Raw genomic sequence first — 21,765 nt, forward strand, 5'->3', positions numbered from 1 at the left:
CCGCTACCGCTGCGGGGCCCGGTCGGGACGGCACGAACGTCCGACCGGGCCCCGAGCCCCGCTCAGCGGTGCTGCCGGATCCGGTCCCAGTCGCTCGGCGGTTCGAGGCGTACCCCGGAGCGGAGTGTGCCGGTGACCGGCGCACCGTGGCCGGCGACCGCGGTGATCGAGCCGTGTTCGGTCTCCGCCGCAAGCCGGTCCGGTACGGCCGGGATGTCGACGTCCAGCCGTACCCGCATGCCGGGCCAGCCGACCACGGACAGCTCCTTCCCGGCGTGGATCGTGGTGCCGGTGCCGAGCGGGCCCTGCACGGTGGCGACCTGGTCGCCGACCTTGACGACCGGATGCACGGTGAGCGCGGCGGCGGCGGTCCGGACCAGCGGGCGGGTCGCCTTGAAGACCCGGTCGAGCTGCACCGGGGTGTTCGCGCCGGGCTGGCCGAGCACGGCACCGACGATGGTGATCTTCCGACCGCCGACCCTGGTGACGGCGGCGAAGACGAGACAGCCGCCGGCCTCGTCGGTGGAGCCGGTCTTGATCCCCACCACGCCGTCCCGGCCGACCAGCGAGTTGTAGTTCTTCACCTCGCCGGCGACCGGCAGGGTGGCCTTCTTCTGCGCGACGATCTCCGCGAACGCCGGCAGTTCCATCGCCTTGCGGGCCAGGATCACCTGGTCGACGGCGGTGCTCACGGTGCCCGGGTCGAGCCCGGACGGGTCGGTGTAGCGGGTGTCCTTCATCCCGAGCGCGTCGGCGGTGTCGTTCATCTTCTCGACGAACGCCTCGACGCTGCCGGCGTCCCAGGCGGCGAGGATCCGGGCCATGTTGTTCGCCGACGGCAGCAGCACCGCCTGGAGCGCCTGGCGTTCGGTGAAGACCGCGCCCGCGACGACCGGCACCAGGGACTCGCCCCGGGCCAGCTCCGCCGGGTACGCGGCGGCCTGTGCCGCGCTGACCGTCAGCTTCGGCCCGTGCTCGCCCCGGTCGAGCGGGTGCTCGGTGAGGATGACGTACGCGGTCATCACCTTGGTCACGCTGGCGATCGGCACCGGCTCGTTCCCGCCGGAGGTGCCGAACGAGCCGACCCCCTCGACCGAGAGCGCGGCCTGCCCGGTCCTTGGCCACGGCACCACCGGCGCCTTGCCGGGAATCCTCGTCGCCTCCGGCAGGGTACGCGTGACGGCCGCCGTGGGCAGCGGGGTGCGCAGCGGCGCGATCGCGTAGAGCGTGGCACCGGCCAGCAGCACGATCAGCATCCCGATGGCCAGCAGCCAGTAGCCGCGGGCGCGACTCCGCTTCGGCGCTGGTGGCGGTGACGGTGGCGGCACAGGTTCGAGTACCTGGGTCGTCTCGGCGTCGAGCATCGGTCAGATCCCCCGTGTGGTACGCCGGCCGCGCCACGTGGCGCGGCCGGAGCGCTGATGTCGATATCGCCCGGCCGGGCTGCCGGCAGGTCCGGCGGCACGCACCCTGCGAAGTAGTGCATTGTCGCACCGTCCGGCAACCGCACCGCCGATCGTGGCTGGCCGGCGATGTCGAGGACGCGGCGCCGGCTCCGTCCGTAGGGTGACGGCGTGCCGACCGGGTACGGCAGGACGAGCGAGGCGGAGGATCCGAGATGAAGTACCTGCTGCTGATCTACGGCAACCAGGAGAAGTGGGACTCGATCCCGGCGGAGTCGTGGCCGGAGGAGATCGCCAAGCAGGACGCGTTCAACAGGCGCTACCACGAGACCGGTGAACTGCTCGGCGGGTACGGGCTGGCCGACGCCGCCGCGGCCCGGCTGGTCCGGCGCGAGGGTGGCGCCCCGGCCGTCACCGACGGGCCGTACCTGGAGACCAAGGAGTACATCGCCAGCTTCTACCTGCTCGACTGCGACAGCGAGGCGCGGGCGTACGAGATCGCCGCCGACATGCCCTGGGCGGACCAGGAACCGGTCGAGGTCTGGCCGATCCTGCACGAGTCCGCCGCAGACCTGGCCTGACCGTGCACGGGAACGTCGATCACGGGTGAGCGTCGACCGGGCCGTGGAGGAGCTGCTGCGCGAGTTGGCGCCGCAGGTCCTCGGCGCGCTCGTCCGCCGGTACGGCCGGTTCGACGCGGCCGAGGACGCCACCCAGGAGGCGCTGCTCCGGGCCGCCCTGCGCTGGCCGGCCGAGGGGATTCCGGACAATCCCCGGGGCTGGCTGGTGACGGTCGCCGTGCACCGGTTGCTGGACGAGTTCCGCAGCGAGGCGTCCCGGCGGCGGCGGGAGGACGCGGTGTTCGCGGCGACCCCGCAGGCCGAGTTGCTGGGCCGGCCGGCGGACGCCGACCCGGGCACCGAGCGGGACGACTCGCTGACCCTGCTCTTCCTCTGCTGTCATCCGGCGCTGTCGCAGGCCAGCCGGATCGCGTTGACGCTGCGCGCGGTCGGCGGCCTGACCACCGGGCAGATCGCCGCCGCCTTCCTGGTGCCGGAGGCGACGATGGCGCAGCGGATCAGCCGGGCCAAGCAGATGATCCGGAGCAGCGGCCTGCCGTTCGAGCCGCCGGACGGGCCGGACCGGGCCGAGCGGCTGGGCGCGGTGCTGCACGTGCTCTACCTGGTCTTCAACGAGGGCTACACCGCGACGACCGGGCCGGAGCTGACCGCGCCGCGGCTCTCCGACGAGGCGATCCGGCTCACCCGCTGGCTGCACCGGCTGCTGCCGGAGGATCCCGAGGTGGCCGGGCTGCTCGCGCTGATGCTGCTCACCGACGCCCGGCGGCCGGCCAGGACCCGGCCGGACGGCAGCCTGGTGCCGCTGGCCGAGCAGGACCGGGGAAGTTGGGACCGGGAGCGGATCGCCGAGGGCGTCGCGCTGATCACCGAGACGCTGCCCCGGGGGCCGGTCGGGCCCTACCAGGTGCAGGCGGCGATCGCGGCGGTGCACGACGAGGCCGAGCACGTCGACAGGACCGACTGGCCGCAGATCCTCGCCCTCTACGAGCTGCTCGAACAGCTCACCGCGGCGAACCCGATGGTGACGCTGAACCGGGCGGTCGCGGTCGCCATGGTGCGCGGGCCGGCGGCCGGGCTGGAGCTGTTGGAGACCGTCGCCGCGGACAAGCGGATGGCGACCCACCACCGGCTGCTCGCCACCCGCGCCCACCTGACCGAACTCTCCGGGGACCGGGCCGGGGCGGCGGCCGGCTACCGGGCGGCGGCCCGGCGCACCGCCAGCCTGCCCGAGCGGCGCCACCTCACCGCACGAGCCGCCGAACTCGACCCCCGGCAGCACCCCTGACCGGCAGCACCTCTGACCGGCGGTACGCCCGACGCCGCCGACCTCGTCAGCGGTTCCAGTCCTGCTTGGCGGCGCGGACCAGCTTGTCCTTCAGTTCCCGGGTGTGCCGGCGACTGACCGGCAGTTCGGAGTCGTCGATCACCACCACGTACCCGGAGTTGGCGAGCCGGAGTTCGGCGATCAGTCGGAGCTGCACCAGGTACGACCGGTGGATCCGGACGAATCCCGCGTCGGCCCAGCGTTCGGCGAGGGTGGCCAGCGGCACCCGGACCAGGTGTGACCCGTCCGAGGTGTGCAGCCGGGCGTAGTCGCCCTGCGCCTCGACCCAGCGTACGGCCGAGCGGGGCAGCATCCGGGTGGTGCCGGCCAGCTCGACCGGGATCGTCGGGTCGGGTTCGGCCCGGGCCAGGGCCGCCGGATGGGCGGGTACCACCCGGGAGCCGACGACCCGGCGCAGCGACTCGGCGAGTCGTTCGGCCCGGACCGGTTTGCGGACGTAGTCGGTGGCGCCGAGGTCGAAGGCGTCGACGGCGCCGTCGTCGTACGCGGTGACGAAGACGATCGCGGGTGGCCGGGCGAACCGGCGGAGTACCCGGGCCAGCTCCATGCCGTCCAGCCCCGGCATCCGGATGTCCAGGAAGACCACGTCGACGTCGGCGTCCCGGAGCACCCGCAGCGCCTCGGTGGCGTCTCCGGCGGTGTGCAGCCGGGAGACCCGTGGATCGGCCCGCAGGTGGTACGCCAGCTCGTCGAGCGCCGGTGGCTCGTCGTCGACGGCCAGCACGCGCAGGAAACCGGTCACGGTTCAGCCCTCACGCGCTCGCCCGGACATGACGGTGGAACTTCGGTATCCGCATGCTCACCTTCGTACCCGATCCGAGGTCGGTCTCGACGACCAGGCCGAACTGGTCCCCGAAGACCGACCGGAGTCGTTCGTCCACGTTGGAGAGTCCGACGTGCTGGCCGGAGTCGTCGGCCGGGTCGGCGGCGGCGTCGGCGATCCCGGCGACCAGCACCGCCGGGTCCATCCCCACCCCGTCGTCCTCGACCGTTATGTGGCACTCTGCCCCGGCGTCCCGGGCCTCGATGCTGAGCATCCCCATCCCCGGCTTGCGGGACAGCCCGTGCCGGACCGCGTTCTCGACGAGCGGTTGCAGGCAGAGGAACGGCAGGCTGACCGGCAGCACCTCCGGGGCGATCTGGAGTTTCACCTGGAGCCGGTCGCCGAACCGGGCCCGCTCGATCGTCAGGTACCTGTCGATCGAGCGCAGTTCCTCGGCGAGCGTGGTGAACTCGCCGTGCGCCCGGAAGGAGTAGCGGGTGAACTCGGCGAACTCCAGGATCAGTTCCCGGGCCCGCTCCGGGTCGGTCCGGACGAACGAGCCGATCGCGGTCAGCGCGTTGTAGATGAAGTGTGGGCTGATCTGGGCGCGCAGGGCGCGCACCTCGGCCCGGGCCAGCCGCTCCCGGGACGAGTCGAGTTCGGCGAGGGCGAGCTGGGCGCCGGCCCAGTGTGCGGTTTCCAGGGCGGCCTGCACCAGCCCGGGGGCCGGCTGGTCGTCGGCGATCGCCACCAGCGCCGCCCCGGCCCGCCCGTCCGGGCCGGTCAGCGGGGCGATCACGGCGCCCCGGACCGGGCAGTCGACCCGGTCGCAGCGCAGGTCGGACTCGCCGAGCACCGTCGACCGGCGGGTCCGGATGGTGCCGGCGGCGGCGGCCAGCAACTGCTCGCCGTGGTGGCCGCCGCGCCCGTCGATGGCGAGCAGCCGGTCCGGCTCGGCCAGCGCGAGCCCGGCGGAGCCGACCAGGGTACGCAGATGGCGTACCGCCTTGGCCGCACCGGCCGGGGTGAGCCCGGCCCGCAGTGGCTCGGCGGCCAGCCCGGCGGTGTGCAGCACGTCGTAGGTGGCCCGCTGGGTGGCGGTGGCGATGCCCCGCCGGGCGCGCAGCCGCACGACGGCGAACAGCGCAGCCGCCAGCGCACTGATCATCGCCACCACGGCGACCGCCGTGGACAGGTCGGGCATCCCCACCCAGAGATCCTGACGGTTGGTCGGCCGGTTCGCCAAGCCACGATCCGGCCGGAATCCCCCGCCGCCCGACCCGTGGGTCCGGCTACGGCCCGGACGTACGGCTAGTAGGCGCCCTTGCGGGCCAGTACCACCCCGACGGTCCGCCACAGGATGCTCAGGTCGTACGCCAGCGACCAGTTGTCGACGTAGTAGAGGTCGAGCCGGACCGCCTCGTCCCAGGAGAGGTCGGAGCGGCCGGAGACCTGCCACAGCCCGGTGATGCCGGGCCGGACCAGCAGCCGGCGCCGGACGTCGCCGAGGAAGTCGCCGTCGTCGGCCGGGAGCGGGCGGGGGCCGACCAGGGACATCTCGCCCCGGAGCACGTTGATCAGCTGGGGCAGCTCGTCGAGTGAGCTGGCCCGGAGGAACCGCCCGGCCGGGAAGACCCGGGGATCCTCCTTGATCTTGAAGAGCATGCCGTCGGTCTCGTTCTGGTCGACCAGGCTGGCCAGCCGCTGCTCGGCGTCGACGTACATGGTCCGGAACTTCCAGACCCGGAACGTCCGGCCCTCGTGCCCCACCCGGGGTTGCCGGAAGAAGACCGGCCCGGGGTCGGAGATCCGGATCGCCACCGCGACCGCGACGAAGAGCGGGACCAGCAGCAGCAGCCCCAGCCCGGCGGCGAACCGGTCCAGCAGGTTCTTGGCCAGCAGCGCCGGGCCGGAGAGGGTCGGCTCCTCGACGTGCAGCAGCGGCAGGCCCTCGATCGGCCGGATGTGCACCCGGGGGCCGGCGATGTCGGTGAGCTGCGGCGCCACGATCAGGTCGACGCCGGAGCCTTCGAGTTGCCAGGCCAGCCGGCGCAGCTCGCCCGGCTCGGTGCTGGCCGACCCGCAGACCGCGATGGTGTCGCCGCCGACCTCCCGGACCAGCGAGAGGATGTCGCGGCCGGCGTAGACCGGGATCGGCGTCTCGATGCCCCGGGCAGCGGCGTAACCGTCGGTGAGGTGGATCGCCACCGGCACCAGCCCGGCGGCGGGCACCCGCTTGATCGCCTTGTAGACCTCCAGCGCCTCCGGCAGGGTGCCGACCAGCACGATCCGCTGGGCGGCCTGCCCGGCCCGGCGACGCACGGTGTGCAGCAGCAGCCGGGCGGTGGAACGGGCGACCAGGACCAGCAGCAGGGTGCCGAGCAGCGCGGTGCCGACGGTCCACCGGGACAGGTCGGTCTTGGTGGCGAAGGCGAGGAACGAGACGCTGGCCGCGACCGCCACGCCGGCCCGGGTGACCCGCTTGAACTCGTCGGTGCCGAGCCCGAGGTAGCGGCGGTCGTACGCGCCGTTGGCCCAGAGCACGATCAGCCAGCCGAGCGGCAACAGCAGGTAGGAGACGGTATGGAACCAGGTGGGGTCCTTGTCCGCGTCGGTGAAACCGGCCGCCGCCTGGTCGAACGACTGGATCGCGAGCCAGCTCGCCAGGACCGCCGCGCCGAAGTCGAGCAGCAGCAGGATCGCGATGTACGGCCGGTGCCAGCGGGAGACCCGCCGACGCGCCCGCGCCCACGCCGAGCGGGGGACCCCGTTCGGCTGCGGAGCGGTCGGTGGCTGGATCTCGAAGCTGTCGACGTGACGCAGAGTACTCGGTTGGCCGTTGCCTACCGGGCGTTGGAGGCTTGTCGTCACCTCACCCACGTCCTCCCGCGTGACACGTGCCGCCCCTCTGCCGTAAGGGGCTCGGGTCGCCCACCGTCTCAGTCTCTCCCCTGCCGGCCCCGATCCCGGTTCGTCCGCCAGCGCCGTCTCGTGGCGCGGCCGGACGAATCGTGATCGTCGGTGACGCCGACCCGAGGGACAGCACGCCGCCCGCCTCGCCAGCAACGAGAGCCGGACCGCCCGCAGCGGAGTCGCAGACCGGGGTCACTATACCGACGGAGCACGGTGGCGGTAGAGCCCGGCGGTTGCCGGTTTCTTGCCCAGTGGGCGGTTTCGACCCGGAGTAGGGGCCGGGATCACTCAACGTACAAGCAGTTTCGCTCAACATACAAACACAAGCACGCAACCAGCGAACCCGATCGATCAAGCGGGGCCGCCGACCGGTCAACGGACCAGCCGGGAGAGCCGGCGGTCGGCGAGCGGCTTGCCGCCGGTCTGACACTTCGGACAGTATTGCAAGCTCGAGTCGGCGAACGACACCTCACGAATCGTGTCGGCACAGACCGGACAGGGCAGCCCCGTCCGGGCGTGCACCCGCAGCCCGGCCCGCTTCTCCCCCTTCAACTCCGCCGCCCGCTGGCCGAGCGAGCGCTCCACGGCGTCCCCGAGCACCTGCCGGGTCGCCGCGTGCAGCGTCGCCAACTGCTCGTCGGTGAGCCGGTTGGTGAGCGCGAACGGCGACAGCTTCGCGGTGTGCAGGATCTCGTCCGAGTACGCGTTGCCGATCCCGGCCAGCACCTCCTGGTCGGTCAGCACGCCCTTGACCTGGCCCCGTCGACCGCGCAGCCGTTCGGCGAAGGTGGACAGCTCGGCGGCGAGCGCGTCCGGCCCGAGCCGGGCCACCCCGGGCACCTGCGCCGGATCGGTCACCAGGTACACGGCGAGCTTCTTCTGGGTACCGGCCTCGGTCAGGTCGAAACCGGACCCGTCGTCGAGTCGTACCCGCAGCGCGATCGGGCCCTTGCCCGGCTTGAGCGGCAGGCCCGAGTTGAACGACTCCCGGTAGTGCAGCCAGCCGGCCCGGGCCAGGTGCACCACCAGGTGCACGTCCGGCACACCGTCGCCGGCCAGCGTCACGTCGAGGAACTTGCCGTGCCGGCCCGCCGTCGTGACCTGCCGTCCGGCAGCCGCCGACGGCGCCGGATCGTACGTCTTCAGGGCGCTTATCGCCGCCACCTCGATCCGGTCGACCCGCCGGCCGACCGCCCGCTCGCGCAGGTAGCCGGCGAGCGCCTCCACCTCAGGTAACTCGGGCACGGGATAAACGGTAGCGTTCAATCCCGGCCACGCGCCCGACGCGCGGGACGGGAAGGACCCGATCATGGAGGAGGGGCGACCGGCGTGCAGGTGATCGTCGCGCACAACCGGTACCGCGAGGCGCAGCCGTCCGGCGAGAACACCATCGTCGACCAGGAGATCGTCCAGCTCCGGGCCGCCGGGGTGACCGTCCGTCCCTTCCTGCGGAGTTCCGACGAGATCGCGGAGTTCTCCCCGACCGCCAAGGCGCTGTTGCCGATCTCCCCGATCTACGCGCCGAAGGCGCAGCAGGAGCTGAGCCGGCTGATCACCGAGCACCGGCCGGACGTGTTGCACCTGCACAACCCGTACCCGCTGCTCTCCCCCTGGGTGGTCCGGACCGCGCACAAGCACGGGGTGCCGGTGGTGCAGACGGTGCACAACTACCGCCAGGTCTGCTCCTCCGGGCTCTACTTCCGGGACGGCCGGATCTGCCAGGACTGCCGGGGCCGGGCGCTCGGGGTGCCAGCGATCGTGCACCGCTGCTACCGGGGTTCCCGGGCGCAGAGCGCGCTGATGGCGACCACCCTGGCCGTACACCGGCCGACCTGGCGCTCGGTGGACCGCTACATCGCGCTCACCTCCGGGATCGCCGCGCACCTGCGCGACTACGGCATCCCGGACGACCGGATCGTGGTCAAGCCGAACGCCATCCCGGACCCCGGCCCGCCGCCGCCGCTCGGCGACGGCTTCCTCTTCTTCGGCCGGCTCTCCCCGGAGAAGGGCGTCGGGCTGCTGCTCGACGCCTGGCGCCGGCACCCGGTCGGTGCGCTCGGGCCGCTGCGCATCGCCGGGGACGGCGAGCTGCGGCCACTCGCCGAGGCGGCGGCCGCCGAACGGGCCGACGTCGAGTTCCTCGGCCCGCTGGACCGGGCCGGGGTGGCCGCCGCGCTCCGGGCCACCGCCGTGGTGCTGGCCGTGCCGACCTGGCACGACGTGCTGCCCACGGTGGTGATCGAGGCGCTGGCCGCCGGCCGCCCGGTGCTGGGTACCGCGCTCGGCGGCATCCCGTACCTGGTCGGCGCGGACGACCCGGGCGGGCCCGCCGGCTGGCTGGTGCCGGCCGACCCGGCGGCGCTGGCCGCCGCGCTGCCGGCCGCCCGGGACGGCGCGACCGGCAGCGCCCCGCTGGCCCGGGCCCGCTACGAGCGCACCTTCCACCCCGACGTGGTCACCAAGCGACTCCTGGACGTCTACGCCCAGCTGTGAGGTGTAAGGAAGGGCCCCCTATACAACAGAAAACGATAAGAGGGGGCCCTTCCTTACACCCTCAGCGCAGTGAGGCGCGGGCGGAGAAGGCGATGCTGGCCAGCAGGAAGCCGCCGTTGACGAGGGTGAAGGCGGCGATCAGCCAGGTGGTCCACTCCGGCACCACCATCAGCACCAGCCCGGCCAGGAAGATCACCGCGCCGTAGTCGCGGATCAGTTTCACCAGGCGTACCGGCAGCGAGGTCGAGGTGACCATGCTGGCCGCGTTCGGGCCGGCCGCCATCACCGAGGTCACCAGGTTGACCATCCAGGTGCCGGCGAACGCCGCGACCAGCCAGATCGGAGCCGACGGCCGCTGCGCCACCGCCGTCGCCGACAGCGCGGTGACCAGGGCGATCTGGGCGGCCACGTCACAGAGCACGTCCACCCGGGCGCCGGCCGGGCTGCCCTGACCGGTGACCCGGGCGAGCTGGCCGTCCGCGCAGTCCAGGGCGTACGCCAACTGCCAGCCGAGCAGCGCGGCCAGCCCGACCAGCCAGGCTGGCACCTCCCCGGCGGCGACCGGCCCGGCCAGGGTGACCACGGTCACCGAGACGGCCAGCCCGAGCACCAGGTTGGCCATGGTCAGCGCGGTGGGCGGCAGTCCCGTCCGGTGCGCCGCCAGGGCCAGGGCGGCGCCGATCCGCTGGCTGATCGCCTCGCTGAACAGGCCACCGCCCCGGTTGACCCGGTAGAAGTCGGCGGCGGTCGGCGGGGGCACCAGGTCAGCCGAGATGTTCACGGATTGCATCGACGTAGTTTGCCAGCCGTTCAGCGATCGCCGCAGCAGGCAGGTCGAGGTGTTCGAGGATGGTGTACCGGTCCGGCCGGGTGCTCGGGGCGTGCCCGACGGCCGCCACGAACTCGTCGTCGCCGAGCCCCAGCTCGGCGGGGGTGGTCGGCAGGCCGTGCCGGTGCAGGCAGGAGGCGAGCTGGCCGAACCGCTCCAGGTCGCCGCGCAGGTAGGTGCAGAAGAGCGCACCGAGCCCGACCTGCTCGCCGTGCGAGGCGGTGCCGGGGTTGAGCCGGTCCAGCGCGTGCGAGATCTCGTGGCAGCCGCCGCTGACCGGCCGGGTCGAGCCGCAGATCGAGGAGGCGATCCCGCCCAGGATCAGCGCCTCGGCGAGGGTGGTCAGGAAGGCGTCGTCGGTGATCTTCCCCGGGTGGTTGACCAGCGCCTCGGCCCCGGAGCGGGCCAGCGTCACGGCGAGTCCGTCGATCGGCTCCGCGCGTACCCGGTGCGCCAGTTCCCAGTCCGCGACCGCGCTGAGATTGCTCAGCGCGTCCCCGATGCCGGCCTGGGTCTGCCGGTCCGGGCCGTTCTCCACGAAGTCGAGGTCGACCACGATGGCGATCGGGATGTGCACCCCGTAGGAGCCCTTGCCGCCGTCGTGGTCGAGCGACGCGGTCGGCGAGGCGATCCCGTCGTGCGCCAGGCTGGTCGCCACGGACACCATCGGGATGCCGTAGCGCGACGCGGCCCACTTGGCGGTGTCGATGGTCCTGCCGCCGCCGATCCCGACCACCGCGTCGTAGGAGCGGCGGCGCAGCTGGTCGCCGAGTTCCTGGGCGGCGTCCAGGGTGCCGCCGGTCACCGTGAAGACGTCGGCGTTGCCCAGGCCGGGCCGGCACAGCTCGGCGATCCGCTCACCCTGCCCGGGGCCGACCACCACGGCTACCTCGCCGCCGGCCGAGATCCGCCGGTCGGCCAGCAGCCCGCCGAGGTCCGCGACCGCGCCGCGGCGCACGTCGATCACCAGCGGGGTGTTGACGGTACGGGCTAGTAGTGGCATGCGATCTCCCGGGCTCGGGCCAGGTCCTCGTGGTTGTCCACCTCGACCCAGGGCAGGTCGCCGATCGGTGCCGCCCGGACCTCGCCGCCGCGCCGGGCGAACTCCTGGTAGCCGTCCTCGTAGTAGAGGTTCGGGTCGCGCCGCCAGGTCGCCTCCAGCGCGTCGGCCAGCTCACCGGCGATCCGGCCCTCGATCAGGGTCGCCCCGATGTACTCGCCGTACGCCTGCGCCGGGTCGAGCAGCTTGCTGATCCGGGTGAGCTGGCCGGAGTCGTCGAAGACGGTCTTCATCTCCTCCTCGGCGAGCTTCTTCACGGTGTCGACCGCGAGCAGGATGCCGGGGCCACGGGCGGCGAGCAGGGTCTGCTCCACGTCGACCGGGTGCACGGTGTCGCCGTTGACCAGCAGCGCGTCCTGGGCGAGGTGCTCCCGGGCCAGCCAGAGCGAGTACGCGTTGTTCCACTCCTCGGCCCGGTCGTTCTGCACCAGGGTGAGCGTGACGCCGTACCGGTCCTCCAGGGCGGACTGCCGGGCCCGGACCGCCTCGGCGGCGTACCCGACGACCACGGTCACGTCGGTCAGCCCGACCCGGGCCAGGTTGCGCAGCGCGATGTCGAGGATCGTGGTCTCGCCGTCGACCGGAATGAGCGCCTTGGGCAGGGTGTCCGTGTACGGCCGCAGCCGGCGACCCGCCCCTGCGGCCAGTACCACACCGATCATTCCGGGTCCTTCCTCGCGACACGTCCGACGCACGGAGGATAGCGCCGCGTGTCCGGAGTACGAATTCCCGGCGAACGGCGGGCCAACCCGGGTCGATGTGACCCTGGGTGAAGGGGACGCGACGACCCACCGGGGGCGGTACCGGACCGGGGTGGGTCACCCGGGCAGGGCGGCCAGGTCGGCGAGCAGGCGGAGCCGCTCCGGCGGCGTCAGTACGGCGTACGGCCCGGCCGCCCGGCGGTCCGTCTCCAGCTCGATGGCGAGCCGTTCCGGTCCCGCCGCCAACTCGACGATGCTCCGGGCGGTGTGCCCGGCGGCCTGCCACGCGGCGGCGTGCGCGTCGGCGCGGTGGTAGCGCAGCACGCCGAGCCGGTTGAGCAGCAGTACGCCCGGCGGGGTGCCGTCCGGCTCGTAGGGCGGCGCCATCGCCTCGAACGCCCGGCCGTCGGTCGGCCCCTGGACACCGGCGGTGTCGGCCGGCTCGGTCCCACCGGTCGAGGGCGGCAGGCGGCCGTAGCCATGGTCGGGACCGGCACCGGGACCGAGTTCGGCACCGGCACCGGCGGCCGGGGCGGCGGCGGTGCCCGGGTCGGCGAGTGCGGCCGAGAGCAGCCGGCCGAGGGTGCCGGCGAGCCGGCGTACCCGCTCGGGGTGTGCCGCCCAGATCTCGTCGGTCAGCTCGGCGTGCAGCGCGAACAGGTCGGTCAGGAAGGCCCGGCCGCGCTCGGTGGCCAGGATGCCGCCGTCCGGCAGCCGGTGCAGCATGCCGTGTGCGACCTGCTTGTCCAGCGCCCGCTGGCACTCGGCCGGGTCGCCGTAGCGGAACAGGGCGGCCAGCCCGGTGCGGTCGACGGTGCCGCCGGGGGCCGCCAGCCTGGTCCGGAAGTCGACCAGGAAGCCGGTGGCGGCCGGCCCGCCGTAGCTCTGCACCAGTTCGGCGCCGCCCCGGATCCGGGCGGTGGCCAGGACGGCCCGGAAGACCCGGTCGACGGCTGGCCAGGCCAGCGCGGCGGCCTGGTGCGGGGCGAGCGGGACCGGGTCGATCACAGGCCGATCAGGCGCAGGGCGCGGAAGCCGTCCTCCGCGATGAGCCGGATCAGCCCGTCGTTGACGTCCCGGTGCTCGTCGAGGAGGGCGACCTCGTCCTCGGCGAGCCACCGGAACTCGGTGTGCTTGCCCGCCTCCAGCCGGGGGCGGTCGAGGTCGCCGTCGACCCGGACGAGGAAGTCGGTCTCGATCCGTTCGACGCCGTCGTCGGGGGTGTAGCGGTACTCCCCGACGGTGCCGAGCACCAGCGAGACGGTCCAGCCGGTCTCCTCGGTGACCTCGCGGAACAGCGCCTCCTCGACCGTCTCGCCCGGTTCGAGGTGACCGCCGACGATGTCCCAGGTGTTGGGAAAGAGCTTCCGGTGCGGGGACCGCCGCTGGATGAATATCCGGCCCTCGTCGTCGACGATCAGGGCTCCGGCGCAGCGTAGGGGCTCTGTGGACACGCGTCGAGACTAGCCACCCCGGTCCCGCCACCCGTACGGCCGGCTTGTACTTCCGCGGTACGGCGTCCAGTCTGTCCCTACCGGTATCTCCGTCGATGAGGACGTGATGAATGATGCGGGTACGTGAAGCGATGTCCGGGGACGTCCTGGTGGTCGGTCCCGAGCACACTCTCCGGCAGACCGCCGAGATGATGGCCGGGCGGGGCGTCGGCTCCGCGGTGGTCGTCGACCCCGACTCGGAGGGCGTCGGCATCATCACCGAACGCGACGTGCTCAAGGCCGTCGGCGCGGGTCTCGACGTCGACGTGGAGCGCACCGCTGCCCACCTGACCTGGGACGCCGTCTACGCCGGGCCGGACTGGACCGTGCACGAGGCGGCCGAGGCGATGTCCCGGGGCGGCTTCCGGCATCTGGTGGTGCTGGACGACGGCGAGGTGGTCGGGATGATCTCGGTTCGGGACATCGTCCGGGTCTGGGTGGGCGCTCCGGCGGTCGCCTCGATCTGACGCCGGCCGGGCGGGGTCCGCCCAAGATACGGACATTGTCGTGCCTGCGCCCGGGACGCTTTCGGCGCCCGTACGCTGGGTAGTCATGACTGTCGAGCAACTGATCTCCTTCGCCCGTGGGGCGCCGTCGCTGGACATCGTCGACGTCGAGGGGCTGAAGGCCGCGGCCGTCCGCGCCTTCGACGCCGACCCGGCCGGCATCACCGGGTACGGGACATCCGTCGGATACCCACCCTTGCGGAAGTGGATCGCCGACAAGCACGGCGTCGACGTCGACCAGGTTCTGGTCACCAACGGATCGCTGCAGGCCGACGCGTTCCTGTTCCAGCACCTGGTGCGCCCCGGTGACGCGGTCGTGGTGGAGCGCCCGACCTACGACCGGACCCTGCTGAACCTGCAGAACCTCGGCGGCGAGCTGCATCCGGTCACCATCGCGCCGGACGGGGTGGACACCGAAGAGCTGGGCAAGCTCCTGGAGTCCGGGGTACGCCCCAAGCTGGCGCACATCATCCCCAACTTCCAGAACCCGGCCGGGGTGACCCTGTCGCTGGAGAAGCGGCAGGCGCTGCTCGACCTCGCGGCCGAGTACGACTTCACGATCTTCGAGGACGACCCGTACGCGGACGTCCGGTTCCGGGGTGAGCCGCTGCCCTCGATGCTCTCGCTGGACCGGCAGGGCACCGTGGTGCACGCCTCCAGCTTCACCAAGACGGTCTGCCCCGGGGTCCGGGTCGGCTACCTGGTCGGCCCCGCCCCGCTGATCGCGCACGTCGCCAGGGAGGCGACGAACCTCTACATCTCGCCCGGCCTGGTGGCCCAGGCGATCGTCTACCAGTTCTGTGTCAACGGCGACCTGGAGCGCTCGATCCGGACCGTCAGCACCGCCCTGGGGGAGCGGGCGGCCAGGCTGGCGGCGGCGTTGCGCGAGCACATCCCGGACGCCCGGTTCACCGAGCCGAACGGCGGCTACTTCCTCTGGATCGAGCTGCCGCAGAGCGTGCACGTGGACGCGCTGGCGCCGGCGGCGGCCGAGCGGGGTGTCACGGTGGTGAAGGGGAGCGACTTCCTGGTGGAGGGGGGTCGGCACGCGCTGCGGCTGGCCTACTCCGGGGTGACGGTCGACCAGATCGACGAGGGGGTCCGCCGACTCGCCGACGCGGTCCGGGCGGTACGCCAGTAGCCGCAGCCTCCATTGCAGGTCTGTTGTAGGTCGGAAGACTATTGTCAGATATTTGACAATAGTGGTCGTCGGCGAATTCAGGGCTTCCTACGCGCCGGTAGCCGGCCCACAATGCTGCGAGCGCCACTCGCGTCGAGACCCCCGCCCCGGCCCCGGGACGGCGGGCTTCCGCCGTGGTTGGTGCGCCAGAGCAGAACCCCCGCCCCCAACGGTGCCGGGTGGGCCGTCCGCACCTTACCCCCCGACGTGGACGGTCCACCCGGCACCACTTTTCCGCCCCGCCTTCCGAGACGGACCTTCGCACCTGCCGTGCGACCAGGGGTGATCCGCGACATGTCCGGCCCCCGGCATCGGCGGCGTACGCTGCAACGCGCACCCGAACGGGCCGAAAGGGGGCGGTGGCGATGCCGGACCAGACCGATTCCGAGCGAGTGGCGGTCAGTGGGAACAGCCGGCCGAGACCCCGGGCCTGGGCCGCCCCGGTCCGCGCGGCGGTGACCCGGATGCTCAGCACCGAGGTGGGGCAGCAGCGGAACCCGGAGAACTCCCGCCCGGACGGGCAGGGCGTGGTCGACTGCGGGCTCTACGTCGACGGCGTACGGCAGCCGGGGCAGCTGGGCTATGCCGAGGCACTGGACGCCGCCCGTCAGCAGGCCGGTGCGTTCGTGTGGCTCGGCCTGCACGAGCCGAGCCAGGCGGAGATGGCCGGCATCGCCGACGCGTACGGGCTGCACGAACTGGCAGTCGAGGACGCCGTCAAGGCGGAGCAGCGCCCCAAGCTGGAACGTTTCGGCGAGGTCAGCTTCCTGGTGCTGCGTACCGTCCGGTATGTCCGGCACGGCGAGCTGACCGAGAACTCCGACGTGATCGAGACCGGCCAGATGATGCTCTTCATCGGGCCGAACTTCGTGCTCACCGTCCGGCACGGCGACGCCTGCCGGCTCGCGCCGGTCCGCACCGAACTGGAGGCCCGGCAGGAGATCCTCCGGCAGGGGCCGTGGGCGGTGGCGTACGCGGTGATGGACCGGGTGGTGGACATCTACCTGGAGGTCACCGACCAGGTCGGCGACGATCTCGACCTGCTGGAGGGCGAGGTCTTCGCCCGGCAGGCGCACGGCCGGATCCAGCGGATCTACCAGATGAAGCGGGAACTGGTGGAGTTCAAGCGGGCGGTCGTCCCGCTGCAACGGCCGATGATGACGCTGACCGCCCAGGTGAACCGGGAGATCCCGAAGGAGATCCGGCGGTACTTCCGGGACGTGCAGGACCACCTGACCCGGACGGTCGAGCAGGTCAACTCCTACGACGACCTGCTCAACTCGATCCTCCAGGCCCGGCTGGCCCAGGTGACGGTCGACCAGAACAACGACATGCGCAAGATCGCCGCGTGGGCCGCCATCGCGGCCGTCTGGACGGCGATCGCCGGCATCTACGGGATGAACTTCGACTTCATGCCGGAGACCAGCTGGAAGTACGGCTATCCGGTGGTACTCGCGCTGATGCTGGTGATCTCGCTCGGCCTGTACCGCTGGTTCCGCCGCAACCGCTGGCTCTGATCCGCAGGGCCCGGTACGGCGGCGGCGTGGGACCGGAAGCCCCACGCCGCCCGAGCGAACCGACCGCCGCTCTAGTTGCCGCTGTTGCGCGAGGCGGCGGTGCCGAGCAGCCCGTCGGACTTGTCGCCGCCCTTCCCGCCCGCCTTCCTGGCCCCGTCGGTGATCGGACCGGTCGAGATCTTCTCGCCGGCCGTCGAGGTCTTCTCGCCGGCCGTCGCCGTACGGTCCGGCTTCTCCGTCGGCACCGACTTCGGCCCGGCGTCGCCGCCCCGGGTCGGGCCGCCCGCCGAGCTGCCCATGATCGTGGCGGCGTCGTCCCGTACGGCGTCCAGGGTCGCCGCCGGGTCGTACTCGTCCCACGGGCGCTGCCCGCGCCGCCGCATCGCGGCCGTGCCCAGCACACCGGCCACCGCCCCCGCGACCAGCAGCCCGGTCAGGACCGGCCAGCGTCGACGCATCGTCGAGTTCTTCTTCCGCATCGCCCTCATCTTCTTCGACCTCGTCCTGCGGGCGACCGAGCCTGCCTGGCGGGCGCCGTCCGTGGCGGCCGTGGCCAGCGGCGCGAACCTGGTCACCGCCGACTCCCAGCCGTCCGACGCCGTCGTCCGCACCCTGGTCGCGGTCGGCCCGAGAACGGCCCGGGCGGCGTACGCCCGCGGCCCCACCGTGGCCCCGACCCCGGACGCCGCGTGGGTGGCCGCCCGCATCAGGTGATCGAGGCTTTCGCCCAGTTCGGCCTTGACGAGCTTCCTGCGGGATCTGCGCCCCCCGAATCCAAACACCGGTCCCCACCTCCTTGGGTGTTGTTCCCCCGTCATCCTGCACCCTCGGATGCGCCCGCACTGCCAGAACGGGCACATGGGAGGATCCGCTTAGAACCACCTACCAGCGCCGGCCTGCGCCTCCTGGCCGGCGGACCGCCCCGCCGGCCGGCAACTCGCGGCCGGCGGCATGTCGATCGAGGAGTACTCGTGGCCGAGGCCGCCTACGCAATCCTGCACACCAACGCCGGTCCGATCCGGCTGGAGTTGTTTCCGAACCACGCCCCCAAGACCGTGCGCAACTTCGTGGAACTCGCCGAGGGGACCCGGCAGTACACCGACCCGCGCACCGGCCAGCAGGGCAGCGGGCCGTACTACGACGGCACCATCTCGCACCGCGTGATCAGCGGATTCATGGTCCAGATGGGTGACCCGACCGGCACCGGCCGGGGTGGCCCGGGTTACAACTTCGCCGACGAGTTCCACCCGGACCTGCGGTTCGACCGGCCGTACCTGCTCGCGATGGCGAACGCCGGGCCGGGCACCAACGGGTCGCAGTTCTTCATCACGGTGGCCCCGACCCCGCACCTGAACAACCGGCACACCATCTTCGGTCAGGTTGCCGACGAGGAGTCGGCGAAGGTCGTCGACGCGATCGCCAACACCCCGACCGGTGCCCAGGACCGGCCGGTCCAGGACGTGGTCATCGAGCGCGTCGAGATCGAGCGTAAGGACGGCTGACGTCTATCCCGGGGTACCTTTGCGTGCATGACTCGTAGCGGGCGGAGGTCGCAGATGGTCGGGCGTGGCGGAGGAGCGGCATGAGCGAGTCTCCGCCGACCACACCGGTCTGCTACCGCCACCCGTCCCGGGAGACCTACGTCCGGTGCACCCGGTGCGACCGGCCGATCTGCCCGGACTGCATGCGGGAGGCCTCGGTCGGGCACCAGTGCCCGGAGTGCGTGGCGGAGGGCCGCCGCGGGCAACGGCCGGCGCGTACCGCCTTCGGTGGCGGTACCGCCGGCCGCCGGGGATACGTCACCAAGACGCTGATCGCGATAAACGTGGCGTTGATCCTGATCTCCATCTACACCGCCCGGAGCGGCGACGCGGTGGCCGGAGCGGGCTTCGGCGGCCTGCTCGGCGGGGAGACCCCGCTGACCAGCTGGGGCGGGGTGCTCGGCCTGGACTGGTTCGGCCCGTTCGGCACCGAGGAGGGCATCGCGGCCGGCGAGTACTACCGGCTCTTCACCGCGATGTTCCTGCACTACGGGCTGCTGCACCTGCTGATGAACATGTGGGCGCTCTGGGTGCTCGGCCGCTCTCTGGAGGCGACCCTCGGCCCGCTGCGGTTCCTGGCGCTCTATCTGGTCGCGGGCGTCGGCGGCAACGTCGCGGCGTACCTGTTCACCGCGCCGTACAAGACCACGGTCGGCGCGTCCACGGCGATCTTCGGGCTCTTCGCCGCGCTCTTCGTGATCATGCGTCGGCTGGGTCGGGACACCTCGTCGGTGATCCCGATCCTGGTGGTCAACCTGGTCTTCACCTTCGCCGTGCCGGGGATCTCCATCGCCGGCCACCTGGGCGGGCTGACCGCCGGTGCCGCGATGGCCCTGGTGCTCGCCTACGCCCCTCGGGCCCACCGGACGCTGTTCCAGCTCGGCGGCGGCGCGGTCATCGGCCTGGTGCTGATCGGCCTGACCGTGATGCAGTCCGCCGCCCTGCTCGCCTGACGTCCCGCCGCCCTGCTGGGCTGAGTTGCCGTTCCCCGACCCGCCCGTTCCTGCCCGACTGGGCTCGCGTTCCCGGCCGGACCCGTTCGGGGCGGGGTCAGCGGATCGGGGCGCCGCCGGCCGGGCCGGTCGCGCGTACGGCGTGCAGCACCTCGGCGACCTCGTGCGGCGCGACCCCCAGGTCGTACCGGCTGAACAGGTGCAGCGAGGCGCCCCGGTCGATCTCCAGCGTCTCGGTCGACAGTCCGAGCCGGGCACGGGTGTCGACCGTGATCCGCTCGACCTCCGCCCACGGGATGTGTCGCCGTCCGGCGAAGCCCTGGATCACGGTGACCCCGCCGGGGTCCACGACGAGCCGGACCGGCGCCACCAGGTCCCGTACGCCCCAGCCGAGCAGGACGGCCGCGACCAGCAGTCCGGCGCCGAGGCGTACCGGACTGCCGTCGGCGAAGGCGACGCCGAGTGCGACGAAGAGGGCAGCGGCGCCGAGCTTGCAGACCGGCAGCGCGCGGTCGACCCGCCACTGCCGGGCGGAGGTGTCCGGTTCGGAGTCCACGACTCCCAGGATGCCATCGCCACACGGAGCGTCGCCCACCGAGCACGGGCGGGCCCTGCCCGGGCAACTCCAGCCGCGCCGAGCTGTAAGGAAGGGCCCCCGCTACAACAGAAAACGATATGCGGGGGCCCTTCCTTACACCTCGCGCCGGGCACCGCTGGCGCTGCCGAGGGTGGTGTCGAGCCGGGACCGCGTACTATCGAGGTCAGCCAAGTTACTGGGGAGTAGACATGGCGGACGCGGTGATCGTCGGTGCGGTGCGTACCCCGGTCGGGCGGCGCGGCGGAGTACTCGCCGGCGTACACCCGGTCGACCTCTCGGCGCGGGTGCTGACCGCGCTCGCCGAGCGCACCGGGCTGGATCCGGCCGAGGTGGACGACGTCGTCTGGGGCTGCGTCTCCCAGGTCGGCGAGCAGGCCTGGAACGTCGGCCGCAACGCCGTACTCGCGGCCGGCTGGCCGGAGTCGGTGCCCGGCACCACGCTCGACCGGCAGTGCGGGTCGAGCCAGCAGGCGCTGCACTTCGCGGCGGCGGCGGTCGTCTCCGGCCAGGCCGACCTGGTGGTGGCCGGCGGCGTCGAGTCGATGACCCGGGTGCCGATGGGCAGCAGCATCGCGCCCGGCCCGGCCGGCGGTACGCCCGGCACCGGCCTGCCCTACGGCGACCTGGTCCGGGACCGCTACCGGGGCACCCCGGGCTTCGCCGCCGACGACCCGGTGCCGTTCAACCAGGGCGTCGGCGCGGAGCTGATCGCGCAGCGGTGGGGGCTGACCCGGCGGCAGCTCGACGAGTACGCGCTGGCCAGCCACGAGAAGGCGGCGGCGGCCCAGGACGCCGGGGCCTTCGACCCGGAGATCGTCCCGGTGGTGCTGCCGGACGGCACCAAGGTCGTCGCCGACGAGGGGGTCCGCCGGGACACCAGCCTGGAACGGCTGGCCGGGCTGAAGACGCCGTTCCGGGCCGACGGGGTGGTCACCGCCGGTTCCGCCTCGCAGATCTCCGACGGCGCCGCCGCGCTCGCGGTCACCAGCGCCGAGTGGGCCCGGAAGCGGGGCCTGCGACCGTTGGCCCGGATCCACACCGCCGTGGTCACCGCCGACGATCCGGTGATGATGCTCACCGCACCCATCCCGGCCACCGCGAAGGCGCTGCGCCGAGCCGGGCTCGGCATCGAGGAGATCGGGGTGTACGAGGTCAACGAGGCGTTCGCCCCGGTGCCGCTCGCCTGGCTGGCCGAGACCGAGGCCGACCCGGCCCGGCTCAACCCCCGGGGCGGTGCGATCGCCCTCGGGCACCCGCTCGGCGGTTCCGGCGCCCGGATCATGACCACCATGCTGCACCACATGCGCGACACCGGCGTCCGGTACGGCCTCGAGACGATGTGCGAGGGCGGCGGGATGGCCAACGCGACCATCGTGGAACTTCTATAAACTCATTCTCGTCCATTCCTCGGCCGCATCATCCACGGCGGGATGTCGTTGGAAGATGCGTGGATGTGTTCAGCCGAACGTTCCTACCGGCCGCCGCCGAAGCCGGGGTGGCCAGCCCGACGGTCAGCCGGCACCTGCCGTTCCTGCGCAACTGCGTGCAGGCCGGGGACGTCACCGTCCTGGTGACCAGATGCACCCGCCCGGACCAGCCCAGCAACGGCTGCCTGCTGCTGCTCACCACCCGGCGGCTGGTGGTGACCGAGCAGACCCGGCTGCTGCACCGGCTGCGGCTGCACCTCAACACCGAGCTGCGGCACCTCAACAACGTCAGTTGGAATCCCGACCCCCGGGCCTCGATGGTCGAGCTGGCCGCGACCGCCGTCGACGGCGTACGCGAGCGGTTCCTGATCCGGGCCGATCGGCCCAGCCAGCTCTGGCAGCTCGACGCCCTGTTCAGCCAGGTCTTCCGGCCGAAGCTGGCGGTCCGGTCCCGGGTGGCGG

Annotated in this window: 22 protein-coding genes and 1 pseudogene; 11 read left to right on the top strand and 12 right to left on the bottom strand. The window is 72.6% G+C overall.

Translation table 11 applies throughout. From position 1 onward, the window contains the following. Positions 1-62: 62 nt before the first annotated feature. Positions 63-1,364 carry a D-alanyl-D-alanine carboxypeptidase gene (locus O7626_RS34995; protein ID WP_278065255.1) on the bottom strand — a complete coding sequence of 434 codons (1,302 nt, stop codon included), beginning with the start codon at positions 1,362-1,364 and terminating at the stop codon, positions 63-65. 254 nt (positions 1,365-1,618) lie between these two features. Here O7626_RS34995 and O7626_RS35000 point away from each other — a divergent pair, with 254 nt between their 5' ends. Further along, positions 1,619-1,984, top strand: coding sequence for a YciI family protein (locus O7626_RS35000; RefSeq protein WP_278065256.1), 366 nt, complete (start codon positions 1,619-1,621; stop codon positions 1,982-1,984). A 25-nt stretch (positions 1,985-2,009) separates the two neighbouring features. Next, the gene (locus O7626_RS35005; protein WP_278065257.1) at positions 2,010-3,269 is read left to right on the top strand and encodes a sigma-70 family RNA polymerase sigma factor; all 1,260 of its coding nucleotides are present in this window, start codon (positions 2,010-2,012) and stop codon (positions 3,267-3,269) included. A 46-nt stretch (positions 3,270-3,315) separates the two neighbouring features. Here the strand turns inward: O7626_RS35005 and O7626_RS35010 are convergent, their stop codons facing one another. The 4 genes from O7626_RS35010 to O7626_RS35025 form a co-directional block, all read right to left on the bottom strand. Beyond that, positions 3,316-4,071, bottom strand: coding sequence for a LytTR family DNA-binding domain-containing protein (locus O7626_RS35010; RefSeq protein ID WP_278065258.1), 756 nt, complete (start codon positions 4,069-4,071; stop codon positions 3,316-3,318). A 10-nt stretch (positions 4,072-4,081) separates the two neighbouring features. Continuing rightward, positions 4,082-5,302, bottom strand: coding sequence for a histidine kinase (locus O7626_RS35015; protein ID WP_278065259.1), 1,221 nt, complete (start codon positions 5,300-5,302; stop codon positions 4,082-4,084). A 101-nt stretch (positions 5,303-5,403) separates the two neighbouring features. Continuing rightward, positions 5,404-6,972 carry a sugar transferase gene (locus tag O7626_RS35020; protein WP_278065260.1) on the bottom strand — a complete coding sequence of 523 codons (1,569 nt, stop codon included), beginning with the start codon at positions 6,970-6,972 and terminating at the stop codon, positions 5,404-5,406. Between the two features lie 405 nt (positions 6,973-7,377). Further along, positions 7,378-8,250, bottom strand: a complete 873-nt coding sequence (locus O7626_RS35025; protein ID WP_278065261.1) for a DNA-formamidopyrimidine glycosylase family protein — start codon at positions 8,248-8,250, stop codon at positions 7,378-7,380. A gap of 84 nt (positions 8,251-8,334) precedes the next feature. Between O7626_RS35025 and O7626_RS35030 the strand changes: the two genes are divergently transcribed. Beyond that, positions 8,335-9,498 carry a glycosyltransferase family 4 protein gene (locus O7626_RS35030; protein WP_278065262.1) on the top strand — a complete coding sequence of 388 codons (1,164 nt, stop codon included), beginning with the start codon at positions 8,335-8,337 and terminating at the stop codon, positions 9,496-9,498. Between the two features lie 61 nt (positions 9,499-9,559). Here O7626_RS35030 and O7626_RS35035 read toward each other — a convergent pair whose 3' ends face one another. The 5 genes from O7626_RS35035 to O7626_RS35055 form a co-directional block, all read right to left on the bottom strand. Beyond that, entirely contained in the window at positions 9,560-10,288 is a 729-nt protein-coding gene (locus tag O7626_RS35035; RefSeq protein WP_278065263.1) for a CDP-alcohol phosphatidyltransferase family protein, read from the bottom strand. Next, positions 10,263-11,330, bottom strand: a complete 1,068-nt coding sequence (locus O7626_RS35040; RefSeq protein WP_278065264.1) for an iron-containing alcohol dehydrogenase family protein — start codon at positions 11,328-11,330, stop codon at positions 10,263-10,265. Before O7626_RS35040 ends, O7626_RS35035 begins: the two co-directional genes overlap by 26 nt. Next, complete coding sequence (locus O7626_RS35045; protein ID WP_278065265.1) at positions 11,318-12,049, bottom strand: phosphocholine cytidylyltransferase family protein; 732 nt, start codon at positions 12,047-12,049, stop codon at positions 11,318-11,320. Before O7626_RS35045 ends, O7626_RS35040 begins: the two co-directional genes overlap by 13 nt. Before the next feature lie 156 nt (positions 12,050-12,205). Beyond that, positions 12,206-13,096 carry a hypothetical protein gene (locus O7626_RS35050; RefSeq protein WP_278065266.1) on the bottom strand — a complete coding sequence of 297 codons (891 nt, stop codon included), beginning with the start codon at positions 13,094-13,096 and terminating at the stop codon, positions 12,206-12,208. Further along, positions 13,093-13,542 carry an NUDIX domain-containing protein gene (locus O7626_RS35055; protein WP_278065267.1) on the bottom strand — a complete coding sequence of 150 codons (450 nt, stop codon included), beginning with the start codon at positions 13,540-13,542 and terminating at the stop codon, positions 13,093-13,095. The genes O7626_RS35050 and O7626_RS35055 overlap by 4 nt, the downstream gene beginning before the upstream one ends. 113 nt (positions 13,543-13,655) lie before the next feature. On the opposite strand from O7626_RS35055, the gene O7626_RS35060 reads away from it, so the two are divergent. The 3 genes from O7626_RS35060 to corA all read left to right on the top strand — a co-directional run bounded on the left by O7626_RS35060 (position 13,656) and on the right by corA (position 16,784). Next, entirely contained in the window at positions 13,656-14,048 is a 393-nt protein-coding gene (locus O7626_RS35060; RefSeq protein ID WP_278066454.1) for a CBS domain-containing protein, read from the top strand. Positions 14,049-14,133: 85 nt separating this feature from the next. Further along, positions 14,134-15,228 (top strand): PLP-dependent aminotransferase family protein, encoded by a 1,095-nt coding sequence (locus O7626_RS35065; RefSeq protein WP_278065268.1) that lies wholly within the window; start codon positions 14,134-14,136, stop codon positions 15,226-15,228. Positions 15,229-15,632: 404 nt separating this feature from the next. Continuing rightward, entirely contained in the window at positions 15,633-16,784 is a 1,152-nt protein-coding gene (gene corA, locus O7626_RS35070; RefSeq protein WP_278065269.1) for a magnesium/cobalt transporter CorA, read from the top strand. A 71-nt stretch (positions 16,785-16,855) separates the two neighbouring features. Here the strand turns inward: corA and O7626_RS35075 are convergent, their stop codons facing one another. Then, positions 16,856-17,185 (bottom strand): hypothetical protein, encoded by a 330-nt coding sequence (locus O7626_RS35075; RefSeq protein WP_278065270.1) that lies wholly within the window; start codon positions 17,183-17,185, stop codon positions 16,856-16,858. Here O7626_RS35075 and O7626_RS35080 point away from each other — a divergent pair. The 3 genes from O7626_RS35080 to O7626_RS35090 all read left to right on the top strand — a co-directional run bounded on the left by O7626_RS35080 (position 17,175) and on the right by O7626_RS35090 (position 19,278). After that, complete coding sequence (locus O7626_RS35080; RefSeq protein WP_278065271.1) at positions 17,175-17,498, top strand: hypothetical protein; 324 nt, start codon at positions 17,175-17,177, stop codon at positions 17,496-17,498. The two genes, O7626_RS35075 and O7626_RS35080, sit on opposite strands and share 11 nt — an antisense overlap. 257 nt (positions 17,499-17,755) lie before the next feature. Then, positions 17,756-18,286 carry a peptidylprolyl isomerase gene (locus tag O7626_RS35085; RefSeq protein ID WP_278065272.1) on the top strand — a complete coding sequence of 177 codons (531 nt, stop codon included), beginning with the start codon at positions 17,756-17,758 and terminating at the stop codon, positions 18,284-18,286. A gap of 80 nt (positions 18,287-18,366) precedes the next feature. Then, complete coding sequence (locus tag O7626_RS35090; RefSeq protein WP_278065273.1) at positions 18,367-19,278, top strand: rhomboid family intramembrane serine protease; 912 nt, start codon at positions 18,367-18,369, stop codon at positions 19,276-19,278. Between the two features lie 97 nt (positions 19,279-19,375). Here O7626_RS35090 and O7626_RS35095 read toward each other — a convergent pair whose 3' ends face one another. After that, positions 19,376-19,846, bottom strand: a complete 471-nt coding sequence (locus O7626_RS35095; protein ID WP_278066455.1) for a PH domain-containing protein — start codon at positions 19,844-19,846, stop codon at positions 19,376-19,378. Between the two features lie 218 nt (positions 19,847-20,064). Between O7626_RS35095 and O7626_RS35100 the strand changes: the two genes are divergently transcribed. Continuing rightward, positions 20,065-21,264, top strand: coding sequence for an acetyl-CoA C-acyltransferase (locus tag O7626_RS35100; RefSeq protein WP_278065274.1), 1,200 nt, complete (start codon positions 20,065-20,067; stop codon positions 21,262-21,264). Positions 21,265-21,323: 59 nt separating this feature from the next. Then, positions 21,324-21,743, top strand: a pseudogene (locus tag O7626_RS35105) (hypothetical protein); the annotation flags it as partial. Between the last annotated feature and the right edge of the window lie 22 nt (positions 21,744-21,765).

The organism is Micromonospora sp. WMMD1102 (genome assembly GCF_029626265.1).
Lineage (GTDB): Bacteria > Actinomycetota > Actinomycetes > Mycobacteriales > Micromonosporaceae > Plantactinospora.